General features: G+C 68.3%; 16 protein-coding genes and 1 pseudogene. 12 read left to right on the top strand and 5 right to left on the bottom strand.

Going from position 1 to position 18,201, the window contains the following annotated elements; genetic code table 11:
- Window position 1 precedes the first annotated feature (1 nt).
- Together LTV02_RS18885 and LTV02_RS18880 are read left to right on the top strand one after the other, a co-directional pair.
- Window positions 2–1,318, top strand: a complete 1,317-nt coding sequence (locus LTV02_RS18885) for a serine hydrolase domain-containing protein (protein WP_233041215.1) — start codon at window positions 2–4, stop codon at window positions 1,316–1,318.
- Between the two features lie 88 nt (window positions 1,319–1,406).
- On the top strand, window positions 1,407–3,899 hold the full coding sequence (locus LTV02_RS18880; RefSeq protein ID WP_233041214.1) for a heavy metal translocating P-type ATPase: 2,493 nt from the start codon (window positions 1,407–1,409) through the stop codon (window positions 3,897–3,899).
- 325 nt (window positions 3,900–4,224) lie between these two features.
- Here the strand turns inward: LTV02_RS18880 and LTV02_RS18875 are convergent, their stop codons facing one another.
- Both LTV02_RS18875 and LTV02_RS18870 read right to left on the bottom strand, forming a co-directional pair.
- Window positions 4,225–4,809, bottom strand: coding sequence for a QsdR family transcriptional regulator (locus LTV02_RS18875; RefSeq protein ID WP_067721431.1), 585 nt, complete (start codon window positions 4,807–4,809; stop codon window positions 4,225–4,227).
- Entirely contained in the window at window positions 4,806–5,759 is a 954-nt protein-coding gene (locus LTV02_RS18870; protein WP_233041213.1) for a patatin-like phospholipase family protein, read from the bottom strand. The genes LTV02_RS18875 and LTV02_RS18870 overlap by 4 nt, the downstream gene beginning before the upstream one ends.
- Before the next feature lie 71 nt (window positions 5,760–5,830).
- On the opposite strand from LTV02_RS18870, the gene LTV02_RS18865 reads away from it, so the two are divergent.
- From LTV02_RS18865 to LTV02_RS18845, 6 genes and pseudogenes are all read left to right on the top strand, one after another.
- Entirely contained in the window at window positions 5,831–6,997 is a 1,167-nt protein-coding gene (locus LTV02_RS18865; protein WP_233041212.1) for an acyl-CoA dehydrogenase family protein, read from the top strand.
- Window positions 6,998–7,006: 9 nt separating this feature from the next.
- On the top strand, window positions 7,007–8,134 hold the full coding sequence (locus LTV02_RS18860) for an acyl-CoA dehydrogenase family protein (protein ID WP_233041211.1): 1,128 nt from the start codon (window positions 7,007–7,009) through the stop codon (window positions 8,132–8,134).
- Window positions 8,134–9,252, top strand: coding sequence for a zinc-binding dehydrogenase (locus LTV02_RS18855; RefSeq protein ID WP_233041210.1), 1,119 nt, complete (start codon window positions 8,134–8,136; stop codon window positions 9,250–9,252). The genes LTV02_RS18860 and LTV02_RS18855 overlap by 1 nt, the downstream gene beginning before the upstream one ends.
- A gap of 263 nt (window positions 9,253–9,515) precedes the next feature.
- Entirely contained in the window at window positions 9,516–10,868 is a 1,353-nt protein-coding gene (locus LTV02_RS18850) for a vWA domain-containing protein (RefSeq protein WP_233041209.1), read from the top strand.
- Window positions 10,808–11,389 (top strand): annotated as a pseudogene (locus LTV02_RS39665) (ARPP-1 family domain-containing protein); the annotation flags it as partial. The gene LTV02_RS18850 and the pseudogene LTV02_RS39665, both read left to right, overlap by 61 nt.
- 28 nt (window positions 11,390–11,417) lie before the next feature.
- Entirely contained in the window at window positions 11,418–11,831 is a 414-nt protein-coding gene (locus LTV02_RS18845; protein ID WP_233041208.1) for an ARPP-1 family domain-containing protein, read from the top strand.
- Between the two features lie 213 nt (window positions 11,832–12,044).
- On the opposite strand, the gene LTV02_RS18840 is transcribed toward LTV02_RS18845, so the two are convergent.
- Window positions 12,045–12,404: a hypothetical protein gene (locus tag LTV02_RS18840; RefSeq protein ID WP_067721436.1), complete on the bottom strand. Its 360-nt coding sequence runs from the start codon at window positions 12,402–12,404 to the stop codon at window positions 12,045–12,047.
- Window positions 12,405–12,664: 260 nt separating this feature from the next.
- Here LTV02_RS18840 and LTV02_RS18835 point away from each other — a divergent pair, with 260 nt between their 5' ends.
- The 4 genes from LTV02_RS18835 (at window position 12,665) to LTV02_RS18820 (ending at window position 16,937) form a co-directional block, all read left to right on the top strand.
- Window positions 12,665–13,780 (top strand): LLM class flavin-dependent oxidoreductase, encoded by a 1,116-nt coding sequence (locus tag LTV02_RS18835; protein ID WP_233041207.1) that lies wholly within the window; start codon window positions 12,665–12,667, stop codon window positions 13,778–13,780.
- Window positions 13,777–14,421 (top strand): FMN reductase, encoded by a 645-nt coding sequence (locus LTV02_RS18830; protein ID WP_067721437.1) that lies wholly within the window; start codon window positions 13,777–13,779, stop codon window positions 14,419–14,421. The genes LTV02_RS18835 and LTV02_RS18830 overlap by 4 nt, the downstream gene beginning before the upstream one ends.
- A gap of 55 nt (window positions 14,422–14,476) precedes the next feature.
- Window positions 14,477–15,448: a DUF5996 family protein gene (locus LTV02_RS18825; RefSeq protein WP_233041206.1), complete on the top strand. Its 972-nt coding sequence runs from the start codon at window positions 14,477–14,479 to the stop codon at window positions 15,446–15,448.
- A 109-nt stretch (window positions 15,449–15,557) separates the two neighbouring features.
- Window positions 15,558–16,937 (top strand): bifunctional lysylphosphatidylglycerol flippase/synthetase MprF, encoded by a 1,380-nt coding sequence (locus LTV02_RS18820; RefSeq protein WP_233041205.1) that lies wholly within the window; start codon window positions 15,558–15,560, stop codon window positions 16,935–16,937.
- A 15-nt stretch (window positions 16,938–16,952) separates the two neighbouring features.
- On the opposite strand, the gene LTV02_RS18815 is transcribed toward LTV02_RS18820, so the two are convergent.
- Together LTV02_RS18815 and LTV02_RS18810 are read right to left on the bottom strand one after the other, a co-directional pair.
- Entirely contained in the window at window positions 16,953–17,702 is a 750-nt protein-coding gene (locus LTV02_RS18815; RefSeq protein ID WP_067721441.1) for an SDR family oxidoreductase, read from the bottom strand.
- A gap of 21 nt (window positions 17,703–17,723) precedes the next feature.
- Window positions 17,724–18,101, bottom strand: a complete 378-nt coding sequence (locus tag LTV02_RS18810; RefSeq protein WP_233041204.1) for a hypothetical protein — start codon at window positions 18,099–18,101, stop codon at window positions 17,724–17,726.
- Window positions 18,102–18,201: the final 100 nt, after the last annotated feature.

Here is an 18,201-nt window from a genome sequence, read left to right as displayed (position 1 = left end):
GATGACAAGCCTTGTGGTGGTGATGATTACGGCGGCCATGCTGCTGGTCGGCGTACCCGGCCCGCAGGCGCGCGCCGAGACCACCGGGCTCAAACAATGCCAGGTCAGCTCGGGGCGCCAGCCCGAAACCGCGAAACCCGAAGAGGTGGGCGTGGATTCGGAACTGCTGAACAAGGCGGTGGCCTTCGCCGCCGATCCGACCCGGTTCACCTTGCAGATCTTCCGGAACAACTGCCTCATCGCGGGCGGCCCCAACAACGCCAAAGCCGGTGGGGTGCCGTGGAATCTGTGGAGCGGCACCAAGAGCGTGGTGGCGCTGCTCGCCGGAATCGCCGTCGACGACGGGAAATTGGGGCTGGACGCGCCGATCGGCGACTACCTGCCCGAGGGCCTGGGCGATGCCGACCATCGGGCGATCACCGTGCGCAGCCTGCTGACCGAGACCTCGGGCATGCAGGTCGCGGTCGCCTCCGAGGGCATCACCGGGCTGATCGGCCTCGATCCGAACGTGGTGGCGCAGGCGCTGGGCATGCCGATCGTGAACCCGCAGGGCGAGAAATGGGGTTACAGCCAGCGCGGCGTGGACCTGCTGGCGTACGTGATCCAGCAGGCGGTGGGGGAGGACATCCAGGCGTTCGCGCAACGAAGACTGTTCGATCCCTTGGGAATTGCGCGCACCGACTACCACTGGGCCCGCGATCGCAGCGGAAACACCTACGGGCACGCGCATCTGGTGCTGCCGCCCGACGACTACGTGAAACTCGGTCTGCTGGTGGCCAACCGGGGTGATTGGGGCGGCAAGCGGATCATCTCGCAGAGCTACCTGAACACGGCCTCCCAGCGTGCCGCCAACCCCTGCTACGGGTTCCTGATGGTGGTCAACCGCGACCCCGACTGCGTCGACGTGTTCCCCGGGCTGCCGGAGGACGCGGTGCAGATGTCGGGAATGTGGCGGCAGGACAATGTGATCGTGCCCAGCCTCGGCCTGGTGGTCAGCTGGACCGGGGTGGCGGTGCCGGGCAGCTCGGTCAGCTTCCCGTACGACGTGCTGCGCGCCATCCAATTGGCTTTCGTGTCACCGAAGTTGAACGATCCGGGACCGTTCATCCCGCGCGAGGACATCCAGGTGAGCGATCCGTCGATCTCGAACCCGGACGGCGCGCTGGCCGCGCTCGGCCTGGGACCGATGGCGTATCCGGGCTGCGGGGTGCTGGAATGCCTCGGCAAACCGATGTCGTCGCCGTTCTCCAACTGGCCCGCCGGCTGCTTCATTCTCGGCTGCCTGAGTTCCGACCCCGCCACCCCGGGGATTCGCTAGGCATCCGGCTCGCCGACCGGCTCGAAAGACACGGTACCCCTGAAGGGTATATCTTCGATGGGGATCTCGTGGACGTGAGGAGCGCGGTATGGACGAGCACAACGGGCACGGCGTCGCGGTGCTGGACATGCGCGGATTGCGCTGGGCCAGCCAGCAGAGCACCATTCGCGCGGTGCTGGGACGGCGGCCCGGGGTGCTCTCCGTAGACCCCAACCCGGTATCGGAAACCGCGACGGTGACCTTCGATCCGGCGCGCACCTCGGTGGCGGACCTGCGCGAGTGGGTGCGCGAATGCGGCCTGCACTGCGCAGGGCAATCGGTGCCCAACCACATCTGCGATCCGATGGCGGAGCCCGGTGCGCGGCAGCACGCGGGCATGGACCACGCCGCGCACGAAGGCATGGATCACGCCGCGCACGAAGGCATGGATCACGCTGCGCACGAAGGCATGGATCATGCCGCGCACGAAGGCATGGATCACGCTGCGCACGAGGGCGTGGACCATGCCGCCCGTGCGGGGACGGATCACGCGGGGCATGCGGGTATGGACCACGGCGCGGCGGGGCATGCCGGGCACGGTGGGCATGCGGGCCACGCGGGCATGTCCATGGACGACATGGCGCGGGACATGCGGAATCGCTTCCTGGTGGCGGCCGTGTTCTCGGTGCTGGTCATGCTGTGGTCGCCCATGGCCTCGGACATGTTCGGGCTGGAGCTACCGACGCCGTTCGGGCTACGCCAGGACATCTGGGCGTTGATCCTCAGCCTGCCGGTGATCTTCTATTCGTCGAGCATCTTCTTCACCGGAGCCGTACAGGCGCTCAAAGCCCGCACCCTCGACATGATGGTGCTGGTAGCCGTCGGCATCGGCGCGGGCTGGCTGTACTCGCTCGCCATCACCCTCACCGGCGGCGGCGAAGTCTTCTACGAAGCCTCCACCATGCTCGCCACCTTCGTGCTGCTCGGCCACTGGTTCGAGATGCGGGCGCGCGGCGGCGCGAACGACGCCATCCGCACCCTCCTCGATCTCGCCCCGCCGCAGGCCGTGGTGATCCGCGACGGCAAGGAAGTCGAAATCCCCACGGCCGAAGTGGTCGTCGGCGATATCCTGCTCGTCCGCCCCGGCGCGAAGATCGCCACCGACGGCGAGGTCGTCGAGGGCGAGAGCGAAGTCGACGAATCCATGGTGACCGGCGAAAGCCTGCCGGTGCACAAGGAACCCGGCGCGACCGCCATCGGCGCGACGCTCAACAAGAACGGCACCCTGCGCGTCCGCGCCACCAAGGTCGGCTCCGACACCGCCCTGGCCCAGATCGTGAATCTGGTGCAGCAGGCCCAGAATTCGAAGGCCCCGGGCCAGAAACTGGCCGACCGCGCGGCCTTCTGGCTGGTGCTGGTGGCTTTGGTCGGCGGCGCACTGACTTTGGTGGTCTGGCTGCTGGCCGGTGCCACCTTCGCCAAAGCCATGCTGTTCGCCATCACCGTCGTCGTCATCACCTGCCCGGACGCCCTCGGCCTGGCCACGCCGACCGCCATCATGGTCGGCACCGGACTCGGCGCGAAACGCGGCGTGCTGTTCAAGAACGCCATGGCCCTGGAGAGTTCGGCCCGCATCCAGACCGTCGTCATGGACAAGACCGGCACCCTGACCAAGGGCGAACCGGAAGTCACCGAGATCGCCGTCGCCGACGGCTTCACCGAAGCCGAACTGCTGCCGCTGCTGGCGGGCGTGGAACGCGAATCCGAGCATCCGCTCGCCGAAGCCGTGGTGCGATACGCGGAACAGCATGGCGCGCCGGACAATCGCGCCCAGGATTTCCAGAACGTGCCCGGCCACGGCGCCATCGCCACCGTCGCCGGCCGCCGCGTGGTGATCGGCAACCGGCGACTGCTCGAGCGCGAGGGCATTCCCCTCGGCGACTCGGCCGCCGACCGCGACCGCATCGCCGGCGCCGGCCGGACCGCCGTGCTGGCCGCCGTCGACGGCAAGCCCGCCGCCGTCATCGGCATCGCCGACGCGCCCCGCGAGACCTCCGCGAAAGCCGTTGCGGACCTGCACGATATGGGCATCGAAGTGGTCATGCTGACCGGCGACAACCAGGCCACCGCCGAGCGCATCGCCGCCGAACTCGGCATCGACACCGTCATCGCCGAGGTGCTGCCCGGCGACAAGGCCGACAAGATCACCGAACTACAGGCCGGCGGCAAGCGGGTCGCCATGGTCGGCGACGGCGTCAACGACGCCCCCGCGCTCGCCCAGGCCGATCTGGGCATCGCCATCGGCGCGGGCACCGACGTGGCCATCGAGACCGCCGATGTGGTGCTCATGCGCTCGGACCCCCTCGATATCCCGACCGCGCTGCGCATCGGCCGCGGCACGCTGCGCAAGATGCATCAGAACCTGGCCTGGGCGGTCGGCTACAACACCCTCGCCCTGCCCATCGCCGCCGGTGTGTTCGAGCCCGCGTTCGGCTTCACCCTGCGCCCGGAGATGGCCGCCATCTCCATGTCCGGGTCCAGCATCATCGTCGCGCTCAATGCGATATCGCTGAAGCGGCTGAAGTTGCCAGAACAGAACTGATGTTCACATCGCTGCTTGCCCGGTGTGGTTGTGGCGAGGGTAACAGCAGCTCGGAGCCGTGAAAATCTTCATGATGCCGGGTGTCTGTCTGATAACTACCGTGGTTTCGAACCCCGAAACCGAACGGAAAGTTGCGTCATGCCCATCATCAATCTTGGTTCCGCCGCTCTGGATCTCGCGAGCACCGTCACTTCGATCACCGCGAACATCACCTACATCCTGAAGTCGTGGGGCCTGGCCTGATTCAGCGCCTGAACGCACGAAACGCCCGCGGGTCCGTTCGGACCGGCGGGCGTTCGCCGTTTTTCGGATCACACCGCCGGGGTCATACCCGCAGCAGCGCCGTCTGCACCTGCCGCAGCCGTTCCACATCACCCCGGAATCCGGCCACCGCGTCGTTGTAGAGGAACGCCTCCCACAACCGCACCAGTGCGTACGCCAGCGTGGCCCGCTCGATCGGCGGCTGATACCCCTGCTCCTCGGCCCGTTCGATCAGCCCCTCCACCGCGGCCACCGCCGCCTGGTGCACCGGTCCGTCACTGCGGGTGATCAAGCGCAGCGCCGCCGTCGACTCGTTGTCGAAATAGGTGCGCAGCGAATCGTCTTCGACCAGCCAGTGAATGGTGTGGTCCAGAATCTCCAGCAGACGGGCGCCGCCGGTGGCCCGCGAGCGCCGATCGGTATGCGCGATCATGCGATCCAGCTGCCGCGCGATGGCCGCGCCGAGCAGCCCGTCCCGCGACCCGAACCAGCGGTAGATGCTGGCCCGCCCCACCCCGAGCTGGGCGGCGATGGCGTTCACATCGAGCCGCTTGCCCTCCAGGAACACCGCGATGGCCGCTTTCAGCACTTCCTCCCGGCTGGCCGTGGCCGGCCGGCCGGGCGCCCTGGTTCCCTCGCCGCGCGTCACGCGGAAAGCATAGGGGTCAGGAACGGCGACAAGGCCCGCGTGGTCGCGGCGCGACCCAGGTCCAGGGCCTGTTGCAGCACGTCCGGATCGCGGGCGATGCGTCCGATATCGGGCGCGCCGCGCGGCGGGCGGATCTGCATGACCGCCGGATCATCGGCGAACTCGCGCTCGTCCTCGGTGTGCCGCGAACCCCGCGCCCGCCACGGTTCGACCGTGCCGGGGGCGTGCTTGGCCAGGAAGCGGGTCACCACGCGGTTCTCCAAGGACGAAGGGGGGCGGGCGATCTCGTCGTCGCGGCGGGTGCGCAACACCAGCACCCGGGTCGCGCCCTGCGCCAAAGCCGTTCGGATGGGCACGGATTCGGAGAGCCCGGCATCCACGTACCGCCGCTCGCCGATGCGTACCGGCCGGCCCGCCAGCAGCGGCAGGCAGGTGGAGGCGCGCAGAGACGCTTGTACCGCACGGGGATTCGTGAGCGTGGGATGCAGATCCACCGCCGCGCCGGTATCGGCGTCGGTGGCGATGGGGTGGAAGGTGACCGGATTGGCCAGGATCGCCGGGAAGTCCATCGGCACGATGCGCTCGTACACGGTGTGCACCAGATAGTCGGTGTCCACCACGCGCCCGCCGCGCAGCGCCCGGGTCGGCGAGATCACCCGATTGATGACCTCGGGATTCCAGGCCCGCCGCGACTCCCGCGCCCGCCCGCACAGCAGCCACGCGCCATTGAGCGCACCCGCCGACGCCCCGTACACGGCGTCGAAACTCGGCAGCAGTCCCAGTTCCTCGATGGCCATCGCCATCCCGTGCGAGAACGCCCCGCGTGACGATCCGCCCTCGATGACCAGCGCCAATCGGTGTTCGTCGCGACGGCGGCCGGGCATGCTGTCGGTGCGCCGCCGCCAGGCCAGCAGCTCGCCCACCCCGACGGCCTTGCTCTGCTCGGGCACCCGTCCTCCCTTCGATGTCTGCGTCCATGATGCCATTTGAGACATTGGAATCTCTGTGTATCATACCCGGCATGCAATTGGCACTCACCGAGGACGAGCTGGCCTTCCGGGACGAGCTGCGCGCCTTCTTCCGCAGCGAGATCCCGGCCGAGATCCGCAATCGCGCCCGGCACGGGCAGGAACTGAGCAAGGACGACATCGTCACCGCGCAGCGCATCCTGAATGCGCACGGGCTGGCGACGCCGAACTGGCCGGTCGAATGGGGCGGTCGTGACTGGACTCCCATTCAGCGCCACATCTGGCACGACGAGCTGCAGCTGGCCTCGGTGCCGGAACCGCTCACCTTCAACACCAATATGATCGGCCCGGTCATCGCGCACTTCGGTTCGCAGGAGCTCAAGGAACGCTTCCTGCCGGCCACCGCGAACCTCGACATCTGGTGGTGCCAGGGCTTTTCCGAGCCCGACGCCGGCTCCGACCTGGCCTCGCTGCGCACCGTCGCGGTGCGCGACGGCGACGAGTACGTGATCAACGGCCAGAAGACCTGGACCACCGCCGCCCAGTCCGCCGACTGGATGTTCTGCCTGGCGCGCACCGATCCGAACGCGCCCAAGAAGCAGGCCGGCATCTCCATGCTGCTGTTCCCGCTGGACACCCCCGGCGTCACCGTGCGGCCGATCAAGCTGATCGACGGCGGCCACGAGGTCAACGAGGTGTTCCTGGAGAACGTCCGGGTGCCCGTGAATCAGCTGGTGGGCGAGGAGAATCAAGGCTGGACCTACGCCAAGTTCCTGCTCGGCAACGAACGCACCGGCATCGCCGCGGTCGGCCAGACCAAGGTGCGGCTGTGGCTGGCCAAGGAGTACGCGAGGCAGACCCGGCTGGGCGCGGGCACCATGCTCGACGATCCCATGTTCGCCGCCCGCCTGGCCGAACTCGAAAACGAGCTGCTGGCACTGGAACTCGTGCAGTTGCGGGTCGCCGCCGGTTCCGCCGACGGCAAGCCCAACCCGGTGTCCTCGATCCTGAAACTGCGCGGCACCGAACTCCAGCAGGCCGTCACCGAACTGCTGGTCGATATCGCCGGACCGGATTCGCTGGTGCGCGAGGACGAATCACGGCCGGACTGGGCGCACCGCAGCACCGCCACCTACCTGAACTACCGCAAGACATCGATCTACGGAGGATCCAACGAGGTGCAGCGCGGCATCATCGCTTCGACGATCCTCGGATTGTGAGGCGACACCATGGATTTCGAACTCTCCACCGAACAGGAAATGCTGCGTGACACCGTGCGCGATGTGCTCGGCCGCAGCTACACCCCCGAACGCCGCAACGAGGTGATCGCCACCGAACTCGGCTGGGATCCGAAGGTGTGGGCCACCTTCGCCGAAATCGGCCTGCTCGGGCTGACTTTCGCCGAGGAGGACGGCGGCATGGGCGCCGGGCCCATCGAGGCCATGCTGGTGCTCGAGGAGCTCGGCCGCGGGCTGGCCCCCGAACCGCTGCTGGACTGCGCCCTGCTGCCCGGCGGGCTGATCGGGCAGGCGGGCACCGACGCGCAGCGCAAGGACCTGCTGCCCAGGATCGCCGAGGGCGAACTGCGAGTCGCGTTCGCGCACAACGAACCCGGCTTGCGCTGGCCCGCCGCCGAGATCGGCGCCCAGGCCATCGCGCGGGCCGAGGGCTGGCAGCTGGCCGGGCGCAAGAACCCGGTCTCGCACGGTGATTGCGCGGAACTGCTGATCGTCAGCGCGGCACTGCCGGAGGGCGGCGTCGGGCTGTTCCTGGTCGATCCCGAAGGCAGCGGCGTCCGCCGCACTCCCTTCGTCACCCATGACGGTCAGCGCGGCGCGGATATCGAATTCGACGGCGCGGCAGCGGAATTGCTCGGCACCGCCGAGGACCGCTCGGCCCTCATCGCCGCCACCGCCATCCACGCCCAGGCGGCGCTGGGCGCGGAAGCCGTCGGCGCCATGTCCGAGGCGCTGCGGCTCACCACCGAATACCTGAAGACCCGCAAGCAGTTCGGCGTCCCGCTGCGCACCTTCCAGACGCTGACCCAGCGCGCCGCCGATATGTACGTCTCGCTCGAACTGGCCCGCAGCATGAGCCTGTACGCGTCGATGTCGCTGGCCGACGGCATGATCGATCCGCTGGTCGCCTCGCGCGCCAAGCTGCGAATCGGGCGCTCCGGCAGGCATATCGGCCAGGAGGCCATCCAGCTGCACGGCGGCATCGGCATGACCGCCGAATACCCCGTCGGGCATTACACCGCGCGGCTGACCGCCATCGAGCACACGCTCGGTGACTCCAGCGATCACCTGCGCTACCTCGCCGGTCAGGTCGCCGACCACCAGATGGTCGAAATCTGATGCGCATTCGCGGCGCGGTGCTGGAGGAGATCGGACGCGGGCGGCCCTACGCCGGCACCGTGCCGATCACGGTCTGCGACCTCGAACTCGGCGATCCCGGACCCACCGAGGTCCTGGTCGCCATCGAGGCCGCCGGCGTCTGCCACTCCGACCTCAGCGTGGTGGACGGCAATCGCCCCCGGCCACTGCCCATGCTGCTCGGTCACGAGGCGGCGGGCACCGTGCTGAAGGTAGGGGAGCGGGTGGCGGATCTCGTTGCGGGACAACGGGTCGTCATGTCCTTCCTGCCGCGCTGCGAAAACTGCGACGCCTGCGATCGGGGCGGGCAACTGCCCTGTTCCGCGGGCACCCGCAGCAATACCGCGGGCGAACTGCTGCACCACGCCGGGCATCTCTCCCGCGGCGGCGACCGCGTCCGCCATCACCTCGGCGTCTCCGGTTTCGCCACCCACGCGGTGGTGGACCGGGCCTCGGTGGTGGCCGTCGGCGACGACGTCCCGGCGGAGGTGGCCGCCCTCTTCGGCTGCGCGGTCCTCACCGGCGGCGGCGCGGTGCTCAATGTGGCCGACCCGAGCGCCACGGACAGCCTGATGGTGGTGGGCCTCGGCGGCGTCGGCATGGCCGCGCTGCTCACCGCCAAAGCCGTCGGCGTGCAACGGGTCATCGCCGTCGACCGGATGCCGGAGAAGCTGGCCATGGCCAAGGAACTCGGAGCCGCCGAGACCTACACGCCCGAACAGGTCCGCGCCGAAGGCATTCGCGCACGCTACGTGGTGGAATGCGCGGGCCACCCCGCCGCCTTCGAAACCGCCTACGCGGCAACGGCTCCCGGCGGCATGACGATCACCGTCGGCCTACCCGCCCCGAACGCCACCGTGACCCTGCCACCACTGACCCTGACCGCCGAAGCCCGCACCATCGTCGGCAGCTACCTGGGCTCGGCGGTCCCGGCCCGCGACATCCCGCGCTACGAGCAGCTGTGGCGGGACGGACGACTGCCGGTCGAGCGCCTGATCTCCGCGCGCATCGAACTGGAACAGATCAACGAGGCAATGGACCTGCTCGCCGACGGCAAAGCCGTCCGTCAGATCATCGTCCTCGGCCAGGACACCCCCTGACGTGCCCACTTCATGATCAACGGCACATGAATGATGTGACACGCCGACAACCCCCGCACTCATGTGCCACTCGTCTTCGGTCGAGAACGCGACAACGGCCGGAACGACGCCGGGAAGCGAGATAGCGGCTCCCGGCCGGGGGACCACAGCCGGGGACGGCAGGCGAAGCGACCCCGCTATCTCGTTTCTCGCCGCGGCGAGACCTGCTGGCCCCCAAGGAAAATCGATGGCCGATCGAGTGTGACCATTCCTACACTCGGTCGATGAACACCGCACGAATCCTCGATCACCTCCGCACCCACGACACGGCGCTGACGCTGTCCAGGGCCGGCGTCGTGAAGTGGGACGACGCGGAATTCCACGGAGCGGCCTACAGCGCCGACCCGGAGAGTTACGCACTGCTGGCGCTGGTGCCGGGAGTGCGGGAGACGCAACGGGCCCGCGTGCTGTTGCAGGTGCTGAAGAGCTCCCGCGCGGGACTGGACGAGGCGACGCGGAAGAACGTCGACAAGGCTACGCGGGCGCTGCTTTTCGGCGTTCGCCCGGACCTGGTGATCACCGTGCTGCTGGCGCTGCGGCGGATGCGGGCCAACCACAAGCACGTCACCCGGGCCGTCCTGGCGTTCGTGCTCGACCATCCCGACGCCGAGCTGTTGATTCCGGCGCGGCGTCCTGCGCTTATCGACTGCTTCGAGCACGCGCTCGGCAAGGCGACGGCGCGCGGATGTGCCCGCATGATCGCCGAGGGTGATGTGGGTTCGGCCGGGTTGCGACGAAAGCTGCTGCGGTTCACGGCTGATCCGGCCGTGGCCATCGCACGGGTGGCGCAGCTGTACGCGCCCGGCGTGCACGGTGTGCCCACGGTGACCGAGCCGGCCGTCCCGCTGGAGCCGGCGCCGGTGCGCGACTCGATCGTCACCGTGAGCAATCGCGGACAGATCGCCGCCACCCTGGTGCACGTCTACCGGGGCGGATCGGGGACGGAATTGGGCACCGCGCTGGCCGGTTACGTCGCCGCGGCCACCCGCGACCTGCCGCGCAATCGCGATCACGTGGCCCTGGTGCTGGACACCTCGGAGTCCATGCGGGGCTACGGCGAGCGCGAGTGGGCGCTGCTGTCGCAGGCCGAAGCGCTGCGGCTGGTGCTCGCCGAACTGTGCGAGCGGCTCACCGTCATCGAGGTCGGCCACGGCCAGACCGCGCCCACCGATCTCGCGACCGGTCTGCTCGACGCCATGGAGCTGACCTCGCGGACCGGAACCGATTCCACCGCAAAGGTTTCCGGGCACGACGCGGGCGACGCGCCGGACGTCGTGGTGATCGTCACCGACGGCTACGAGAACCGGATGCCGGGCGATCTGGCGCGGGTGGCGTCGGCGCTGCGGCGGCTCGAGTTCACGACGCCGATCCTGCTGGCGCAGGCCATGTTCACCGGCGGCGACGATCTCACCCTGCGAAATCCCGCACCGGAGCTGCCGCGGCAGGGGTTCTGGCACCAGGACGATTTCGGCGGGCTGCTGCCGTGGGTTTTCGCGCACGGGCCGTCGGGAGCGGAATGGATCCGGACCGCGGCGCTGCGCTTCCTCGACGCTCGCTTGGAAGGAGCGAACGCATGACCAGACTCGATACCCTCGTGCGCGCCCCGGTCGACCTGACCGGGTACCGGCTGGGTGAGCCGCAGCGCGCGGGCGTGCTCACCATGGTCCCGATCCACGGACCGGAACGGCCCGGCATCGTGCCGCCGCGTTCCGGGCTGAAGCTGAAGCAGGTGGTGGGTTACGGCAGCGTCGAGCTGCGCAATCCCGCCCCCGCCGGGGTGGCCATCGTGCCGCTGCACATCGGCTACATCCAGGAGGGCGCGCAGAATCACGCGCTGTGCTCGGCCGCCCTGCTCGGCGCGGGCGAGACCCGGCGCTTCGACGACGCCTGCTGCGTGCAGGCGGCGCAGGGCGGTTACCTGGAGGGGCGCGATCAGTGGTTCTTCGTGCTGCCGCTGGAGCTGCGGGCGCAGGCCCTGGCGCTGCGCGGGCAGCCCGGGTATTCCAAGCTGTGGCAGGACATCACGGTGCTGAACGCCCGGTACCGGCTGCCCGCCCGCGGGCATCTGGAGCAGATCCTGACCCGGGAGCGCGCGGTGCTGGACCCAATTCCGCAATCGCCTGGAATTGCTGCCCGGTCAGCTGGGTGCGCTGTTCTTCCTCGGCGAGCGCTTCGCGGGGCTGGAGATCGCGCCGGATCCGCGGTACTTCGCGGAGATGTGGATGCCGCTGGTGTGCTTCGCCTACGGCGTCTCCGCCTGGCACGAGCACCGGCCGCTGCCCGCGACGCAGGCCCTCGAAGCCGGCGATATCGCCGGGCTGCGTGCGGAACTGGCGAACTCGCGAGCGCGGCAGCGCGACGAGGTGCTGTCCTGGATGCCGCCCGCGAGCGGATTGAACAGCAAGGACGAGGAGAGCTACCTCGATCTGCAGCTGTCCACCGTGTACGGCGAGGGCATCACCGGTCAGCTGGTGCGCGAGCACGAGCGCCTGGTCTACGCCTCGATCTTCCCGGTCGACTGGGCGCCCGGGCGGTGGTGAATTAAATAGCTTGCGCCGCAACGCAAACGAAGATTGAATAGCAGTACGGGAACTGAGCCGGGCACGACGGGATCCAACTTCATTCCACATGAAGCAAATGAATTCGCCTGCTAAGCGAAAGATCAATGCCCCGCCATCGCGCCGGCCGCCTGTCCCGTACCTTACTCCGAAAGCCCCGGTGGAGACCTGACTCCACCGGGGCTTCGTAATGTCTCATGCCGTCAGCAATCCGGCTCGCTGACGCGAATCGTCCTCGGTCCGAGTGATTTCCGGAGCCGGTCGCGGCCGCGTCCGCACCGCCGCGCTGAAGAGCTGATACTCCGCCGACGGCACGCACACCTCCCGATACGGATGGCGCTGCCCGACCCGCCGCTGCGGACCCGGAATGACCACCCCGGTGCGCGGCGCCTGCCCCTTGGCCTCCTGCGACCGGACCCAGCTCTGCATGGCGCGCGAGTCGATACTCGGCAGGTACTCGACGGCGTCCTCCCACTCCAGACCCTCCACCTGCATCGGGTCGGAGACCGCGGTGACGACCACGGCGTATGCCGTCCCGACGGTGTTGTCCGCCATACGGACCTACCCCCTGTCCATGCTCGAGGCCGCCTCCCCGGCCCGGAGATCTCCGGCGTTGCACGGGGAATGTTCAGGATACTTCGAAAGATCTTGCCTTACTGGGCGTTTCACTGTTGTACCAGGTCGGTTGCGACTAATTGTGACACCCGCAACAGTGTTGCGGGTCACCTTGGGGCAAGTCGGAATACCCGCGCGGCCTACGATGTTCAGGAGGTTGACATATCCACCAAAGGCGGATGGCTCTCGAGGAGGACCCCGTGCAGTTCGGAATTTTCAGCGTCGGCGACGTCACCATGGACCCGACCACCGGCCGGACCCCGAGCGAGGCCGAGCGCATTCAGGCCATGGTGACCATCGCCCAGAAGGCCGAGGAAGTCGGCCTGGACGTCTTCGCGACCGGTGAACACCACAATCCGCCGTTCGTGCCGTCCTCGCCGACCACCATGCTCGGCTACGTAGCGGCCAAGACCGACCGCATCATCCTGTCCACCGCCACCACGCTGATCACCACCAACGACCCGGTGAAGATCGCCGAGGACTTCGCCATGCTCCAGCATCTGGCGGGCGGGCGCGTGGATCTGATGATGGGACGCGGCAACACCGGACCGGTATATCCGTGGTTCGGCAAGGACATTCGCGACGGCATTCCGCTGGCCATCGAGAACTACCATCTGCTGCACCGGCTGTGGCGCGAGGACGTGGTGGACTGGGAGGGCAAGTACCGGACCCCGTTGCAGGGCTTCACCTCCACCCCGCGCCCGCTCGACGGCGTCGCGCCGTTCGTGTGGCACGGTTCGATCCGCAGCCCCGAGATCGCCGAACAGGCCGCCTACTACGGTGACGGCTTCTTCGCCAACAACATCTTCTGGCCCAAGCATCACTTCCAGCGGCTGATCCGGCTGTACCGGCAGCGCTACGAGCACTACGGGCACGGCAGCGCCGACCAGGCCATCGTGGGACTGGGCGGGCAGGTGTTCATGCGCAAGAACTCGCAGGACGCCATCAAGGAATTCCGGCCCTACTTCGACAACGCGCCCGTCTACGGGCACGGGCCGTCGCTCGAGGACTTCATGGAGCAGACGCCGCTGACCGTGGGCAGCCCGCAGGAGGTCATCGACAAGACGCTGAGCTTCCGCGAGTACTTCGGCGACTACCAGCGCCAGCTGTTCCTGATGGATCACGCCGGCCTGCCGTTGAAGACCGTGCTCGAACAGCTGGATCTGCTGGGCGAGGAAGTGGTTCCGGTGCTGCGCAAGGAATTCGACGCGCTGCGCCCGGCGCACGTGCCGGACGGGCCCACGCACGCGAGCCTGGTGGCCGCGCGTGCCGCCGCCGACGAGAACGGCGAGAAGAAGGACGAGGTAACCGCATGACCCGCATCGCCGTGGTGTCGGCCGGGCTCTCCCAGCCCTCCTCGACCCGTTTGCTGGCCGATCGCCTGATCGCCGCCACCCGGGCCGCACTACCCGACACCGAGCTGGAATTCGACGTGATCGAACTCCGCGATCACGCCCACGGCCTGGCCGACAACCTGGTCACCGGCTTCGCCTCCGGTGACCTGCGCGCGGCCATCGACAAGGTGGTGGGCGCGGACGGGATCATCGCCGTCACGCCCATCTTCAACGCCTCGTTCAGTGGCCTGTTCAAGACCTTCTTCGATGTGCTGGAACCGGATTCGCTGATCGGCAAACCGGTGCTGGCCGCCGCCACCGGCGGCACCGCCCGGCACTCGCTGGCCCTGGAGCACGCGGTCCGGCCGTTGTTCGCCTATCTGCGCGCCGTCGTGGTGCCGACCACGGTGTACGCGGCCTCGGAGGATTGGGGCACGGGCGGCGGCGTGGACAGCGGGCTGAGCGGCCGGATCCTGCGCGCGGCCGGGGAATTCGCCGATCAGGTGGCCATGCGGCCGAGCGCGGCCAAGCTCGATCCCTATGAGCAGCCGGTGCCGTTCGAACAGCTCCTCGCCGGTGACCGCGGCGGCGCGAACCGCCGCACAGACGTCATAGCCACGTAATAGCTGAGTAGCATGACAAGGGCCGCAAGTCCCTCGAAAGAAGGCGGGTAGAGAGATGACCGAGCACACCGCGGACCTACTGCCCGCCATCCCGCTCGACGCCTGGCGGCCCACCAAGGAGACGCTGCACCGCTACGCCCAGATCATCGGCAAGGTGGCGCTGGCCAAGGGCATCCGGCGCAATCACTGGTGGCATATGACCTACCGGCTCACCGCCCGCGGCTGGACCACCGTCCCGCTCGGCAGCGCCACCGACGGACCCGTGTTCACCTGCGAATTCGACTTCTTCGACCACGTGCTGCGGATCTCGGCCACCACCGGCGTCCAGGCCGAGGTCCCGCTCGCGGGGCAGTCCGTCGCCAGTTTCTACATCGAGACCATGAACGCGTTCGAGGAACTGGGCGTGAACGTGACCATCGCCCATCCCACGCCGTTCGACCTGCCCGATCACGGCCGGCCCTTCGACGAGGACGAGGAACACCACCACTACGACCCGGCCGCCGCGCTGCGCGCCTTCCACGTGCACAGCCAGGTCGGGCGGATTCTCGAACGGTTCAGCTCCACCTACTCGGGCAAGATCAGCCCGGTTCAATTGTTCTGGCACACCTTCGATCTCGCGGTGCAGCGCTTCTCCGACCGCAAGATCGACATGACCGACGCGGTGGATCCGGTCACCCGGGAGGCGTACTCGCGCGAGGTGATCAGCGCCGGATTCTGGTTCGGCGACGACAAGGTCCCCGAACCCACCTTCTACTCCTACACCGCACCCGAACCCGCCGGACTGGCCTCGCTGCCGCTGTCCCCGGCCGCCGCGCACTGGGCCGAATCCGGGTCCGGGCACAACGCCTACCTGGCCTACGACGCCGCGCGCACCGCCGCCGACCCCATCGAGACCGTGATCGGGTTCTTCCAATCCGCCTACTCCGACGGGGCCCAGCTGGCCGGGTGGAAGGCCGACGATCTGGCCTGTCACGGCGGCATCACCGATCCGGTACTGGAGACGTCACGATTGGGGTGGCCGGAATAACCGTATGCCCCGAATCGTCTCTCCGGCATAGTGTGTCGAGAGGACCTGAGGGAGGTCACCATGGGGAAACGACCGGTGAGCGGGCCGAATGCGGTGAAACGGGGGACACGTGGCTGACGAGCGCATGGCGGTGCGGGGGGCGGGCCTGACCGCCTACCGGGACACCGCGTTCACCGCCGGACCGAGCACCCGGGTGCCGCTCATGGGCGTATTGGTGCTGGGCAGCCTGGTGCTGGTGTGGGCCGCCGAACGCGCGCCGCGGGAAGGGACCGATCACGGGTGGTTCGTGGCGGTGTCCATCGCCGGGTTGTTCGTGGCGCGGGGACTGCATCTGCGGCGGCCGGTCACGCTCCCGCATCTCACCGGGGCGACCATGCTGCTGGTGGTGGCCAACTTCAGTTACCGGGCCGAACATCCCGGGGTCGGGTTCGGGTTCCTCGCGGTGAGCGGGCTGGTGCTGATGCTGCCGCAGAGCAGCAAGCCGCAGCCCGAGCAATTGCCGCGGGTGGCGGAACTGGTGCGGCGCACCGATATCGATCCGCTCGCGCCGTTCGCATTGCATTCGGCCAAGAGCTATTACTTCAATGCCGACGCCTCGGCGGCCATCGCGTATCGGGCGCGGTTCGGGATCGCGGTGGTGGCCGGGGATCCCATCGGGGATCGGCGGGCGTTCAACGAATTGATTTCGGAATTCTCGGTTTTCGCCAGTGATCACGGCTGGCGGATCGCGGTGCTGGGGGCGAGCCCGGAAATGGTGCAGACCTGGCAGCGGCGGGCGTTCGAGCATCGCGGGCTGCATCCGGTCGCGGTGGGGCGGGACGTGGTGCTCGAGGTCGACAGCTTCGACATGGTGGGACGGCGGTTCCGCAATCTGCGCCAAGCCGTCAGCCGCACCCAGAATTTCGGGGTCACCACCGAGATCGTGCCGGAAGCCGCGCTGACCGAACCGGAGCGCGAGACGCTGCTGGCCATCGTCGACGAATGGGGGAGCGGGCGGCAGACGCGCGGGTTCTCCATGATCCTCGATCACCTGCTGGACGGGCGGAATCCCGGGATGCTGGTGGTGCTGGCGCGGGACGCCGACGGGCAGGTGGCGGGGTTCCAGCGGTACGGAATCTCCGGCAGCGGAAGGGAACTGAGCCTCGACGTGCCGTGGCGGCGCAAGGACGCCCCCAACGGCCTGGACGAGCGAATGATCGTGGACCTGGTCGAGTACGCGCGGGCACACGGGGTCACCCGAATCTCGCTGGCGTTCGCGGCGTTTCCGGAGCTGTTCGCCGACAAGCACCGGTCGCGGCTCGGGCAACTGGTGTATGTGGCGGTGCGACTGGGTGATCCGCTCATCCGGCTGGAATCGCTGTACCGATTCCTGCGCAAGTTCAATGCCTTCAGCGACCAGCGGTTCGTGCTGATCCGCTGGCGCGAAGTGCTCATCGCGGCGGCGGCCCTGCTCACCCTGGAATTCGTGCCGCACCGCCGCCAGTACTAGCGCGGGAAATCCGGTTCAGCTCATCCGGGCCATGATCCCGCGCGGCAGTAGCGGCATCACCGCGCCCAGGACGCGCCACGGCCATTGCGGTACGTCGGCCCGCACGGCTTCCTTCTCGATGGCCGCCACCATGGCGTGCACGCCCTTGTCGAGCGGGGTCATGAGTTTCACGTCCCCGGCGCGATCGGACATCTCGGTGGCGATGTATCCGGGCTGCACGGTGGTGACGCGGATCGGCGAGCGCCGCAGTTCGATCGCGAGACCCTCACCGAGCGCGGTCAATCCGGCCTTGCTGGCCGCGTACGCCGCCTTCTTCCCGGGCAGTCCGCGCACGGCGCTCATGGACGAGACGAGCACCAGATGCCCGGCGTTCTGCTCCCGGAAGATGCTCAGCGCCGCCTCGGCCTGCGCCAGCGCGCTCACGAAATTGGTGGTGGCGGTGGCGATATTGGCGTCCGCGCGGCCGGTGCCGAGCTTCGCGCCCTTGCCCAGACCGGCATTCACGATGACCCGGTCCAAACCGCCCAGCTCGCCGGACAATTCGGCGAACACCTTGGGAACGGCGGCGTGATCGTCCACATCCAGCCCGCGCACCGCGACCGTGATGCCCGGGTGGGCGGCGAGCAGTTCGGCGCGCAGCTCCTCGAGGTTGCCCACCCGCCGCGCGCACAGCGCGAGATCGCGCCCCCGGCGCGCGAATTCACGCGCCATGCCCGCACCGAGCCCGGAACTCGCTCCGGTAATAAGAATTCTGCGCCTTGTCATGCCCGCCACCCTAATGCGAAATCAGCCGCCGAAGGAACCCGTGGAGGTATCCGGAACCAGCCGCCACGCGCCGCAATTCTGGGTTTCGAATGCCACATCGCTGGATTTGATGACCGCGCGCACCGGTTTGGTGCGGGTGAAATCGCTGGCGATGATGTAGTAGTTCGGATCGTTGTAATCGGTATCGGTCTGCACCTTCCACAGGCGCCGCCAGAAACATCCCACGGCCGGATCGGGAGTCCCGTCGGCGACATAGGTACCCGGTCTGATATCGGTGTTCACCAGGTACAAACCGTCCACCGTGATCTCGGTGGCCGGTTCGGCGGCGGCGGTGGCGCCGAGTGTCAATGTCAGCGCGGAGGCGCAGGCCCCCGCGATCGCGAACGCGCGTGACCGCACGATCTTCCTCCCTTATTTATGTTCCCTGCCTGCCGTGGTGGCGTTAACGCTTACCACGGTTCCGGAGATCCCCGAATCTCCCGAGAGCGGGTCTATCAGA

The sequence above is a fragment of the Nocardia yamanashiensis genome, from assembly GCF_021183565.1.
GTDB classification, from domain to species: Bacteria; Actinomycetota; Actinomycetes; order Mycobacteriales; family Mycobacteriaceae; genus Nocardia; species Nocardia yamanashiensis.
Note: the sequence above shows the minus strand (reverse complement) of the source record. Positions and strands in the feature narration are given on the sequence as shown.